The 2,896-nt window shown below is 58.7% G+C and carries 1 protein-coding gene; it reads right to left on the bottom strand.

Translation table 11 applies throughout. The features are described from left to right. Positions 1-660: 660 nt before the first annotated feature. Positions 661-1,830, bottom strand: a complete 1,170-nt coding sequence (locus tag GNZ13_RS10430) for a porin (protein ID WP_172163214.1) — start codon at positions 1,828-1,830, stop codon at positions 661-663. Between the last annotated feature and the right edge of the window lie 1,066 nt (positions 1,831-2,896).

The following is a 2,896-nucleotide window of genomic DNA, read 5'->3' as shown; positions in this document are numbered from 1 at the left end:
GCCGATTTACTTCGGCGCTCATTAAACAGTCAGGTGGGACGAGCCGCTGGCGCCCCATCCGGTCGCCGAGCATCGTCCTCTGAGCGCGCAGCACCTCTGCGCGCCCCCATTCCCAGAACTGGCCCGCTATCGAGGTAACGCCCAGCGGGCCAGTTCCGTTTTCGATACCTCCGCCGTCGGGCTCCCGATGGCTTCGCCCAGGCCCTTACGGTCCGGGCGCTTTTTTGCTCACTGTCTGGTCGCGAACCCACGATGCCGCAGTCGAGGGTGTCGCGAATGACTTCGCCCAGCGCCCTCACGGCCTGGGGGTTTCGAGCAACCAGCTGGCCCGTCGGTCATCGTGACCACACCACCGTCCTGTCTTGACAAAAAATGTCGACAAGCTGGCCAGCCGCGGACTCGTGCAGCGCGCGCAGGAAGAACACAATAGCCGCAAGGCGCTCGTCTGCATCAGCGATCGCGGGCTGGAGATGGTTGCGTCTGAAGGGCAGCGTGGACCCGCACCACGAGGCAATCGAAGAAGCTTTGGGGCCACGCAACTCCAAACAGTTGAAGCACTCGTTCGAGCGCCTGATCGAGAAATCACAGTTGCATTGACGGCATCCCACAGTTCCGTCGCTGGCCCGTTTCGTTGCATGCCCGGCACATGCAACAGGTCTTCTAGAACCTGTGACGCAGGCCGAGGTTGACCATTTCCTGCGTGCTGGTGCCAGCGTATCCGTACGAGCCGATCGAGGCTTGCGCCGCCATCGTGCCGCCCGTGCCATTGCCGGTTTCGCCGCTCGCATGCTGATAGGCGGCGGTCACATACACATCGGTGCGCTTCGAAAGGGAATAGTCAGCGCCGAGCGAGACCTGGTGATACGTTGCGGACGTATCGCCGCTCGACTTTGTATAGCTGTAGCCCACGCCGACCAGAAGGGCTTTGGTGGCTTGATAGTTCACGAATCCCTGACCCGTGTTGTACTTTTCGTTCGAATCGAACACCGAGGCGCCGTCGCGGCGGTACTGCGAGTTGCTGTAGGCGGCCCCGAGCGTGAACTGCCCAAGCGTATATTGGCCTGCGACGCGGGCAATCCCGAGCGAGTGCGCAGTCTGGTATCCGCTGTTGATCGGGCCATCGAACGTACCGTCCGACGTGCTATTCCAACCCGCTGCCGGACTGCGTGGGCCCGCCGACGCTGGACTGTTCGCTGCATAGAAGTAACCGGCGGCGAGGGCGATCGGGCCATTGTTATAGGCGAGCGCCGCCGAATACGATTGCTCCGAGCCGGTGCTGCCCGCGATGCCGCCGAACGAGTACATCGCTTCAAACTGCAGACCCGACCAGACCGGCGACGTGTACTTGACCGCGTTGTTCACGCGGAAGCTGTTGTCGTAGTTGTCGACGTCGCCCGCGGTCGCGAATGCGCTGCCGAAATAGTTGTCCTCGGTGATGGCCTGTACGAGATCGATCAGCGGATCGTACTGGCGGCCGAGCGTCACGGAACCCAGCGAATCGCTTGTCAAACCGACGTAGGCCTGCCGCCCGAATAGCCGGCTGCCTTGCCCCAGTTTGCCGGTGCTCGGATCGAAACCGTTTTCGAGCTGGAAGATGGCTTTCAGGCCGCCGCCAAGATCTTCCGTTCCCTTGAGGCCCCAACGTGTACCTGACAGATTGCCTGCGCTACTGTTACCGAGAGCCCACAGGTTCTTGTTGCCCTGTGCGTTGTGCACGTAGGTCAGCGACGTATCGATCGCGCCGTACAGGGTCACGCTGCTTTGCGCATGCGCGGCGCCGGCGGATGCGAGCGCGGCCAGTGAAATCATCGAAAAGGTGGTGCGTTTCATCTCATCTCCTGCGTTGGACGTCAATCCTTATGCAGCGAGACTAATCGCACAAAACAGTAATGTAAAAAGTTGAAATATAGATCGTGTCCGAAATGCGACACCTGATAATTAACCATCCTTTCAATTAATGAAAAACAGAGTTGTGGTCATAAAGGAATTTTCGAAATGTCCCTGAATTCGGCCGAATTCCGTCCCGCGAAAGCAGAAAGCAGAAAGCATGCTTGCCGTTTACCGTATCCGTAGACAGCCGATGCCTACGCTTAACGCGGCTTCGGCAGGGTTTTTTGTCTGCAGCGTTCGCCGAACCGGGCGGTTTGCTCACAGCCGATGCCCAGAAGATAGCGTTCCGCCCAAGCATTGCTGCCTGGGCGCTCAGCAACCGTCTGAAGAAAGCGAGCCCTTGCGGCGTGCCAGGGAAGCGCTTAAGGGCTTGCTACTCCTACATCCCCGGTGATCTCAAGCTTCACCTTATGGGGGTGTCGATGGCTTTCGGAACTCCGCACAAATCTGGCGGCGCGAGTTTGACGGCGGCACGACGATGTGCGATGCCGGATTGCATCTGGAGATCAAAACCATGAAGGAAATCGATGACGCGGGGTGCGTCGTAGGGCGACTGCAGACGCACCCCGCGTCGCGTTACGCGAACAGTCGGGCACGTGGTAGAAAGGCGGTTCGCCGAAGCCCGAAAAACGCAACAGTCCCAAACATACCAGTTCTGTTGATTCTTGGCACCTACGGCGCGGCGTTGCGCGACAGAGGGAATGGCCAGTGTCAGCGGTTATCGACGCGTGAGTAATGTTTTGCAAGAAAAAACCAAGGGAAACCGTTGCGTCGCGTGCGTGGCTGTTTCTGTTGCGCAGAATCCGGCTGGAAGCCTTGAGCTGCTGTCGCCGGATGCCCGAAAAACGCAACAGTCCCAAACATACCAGTTCTGTTGATAAATTATGTTATGTCAAGTCGATCCTCTCCCGTTGGTTTGCATAGAACTGTTCCCGTCTCTTGCAGAATTTTGTTCCTAGCCTCTAGATCTGAACCAGGTGCCGCGTGATACCAAAGACCCAGCTTC

The organism is Paraburkholderia elongata (assembly GCF_013177735.1).
GTDB classification, from domain to species: domain Bacteria; phylum Pseudomonadota; class Gammaproteobacteria; order Burkholderiales; family Burkholderiaceae; genus Paraburkholderia; species Paraburkholderia elongata.
The sequence above is the reverse complement of the archived record's forward strand: the minus strand, read 5'-3'. Positions and strand labels throughout refer to the sequence as shown.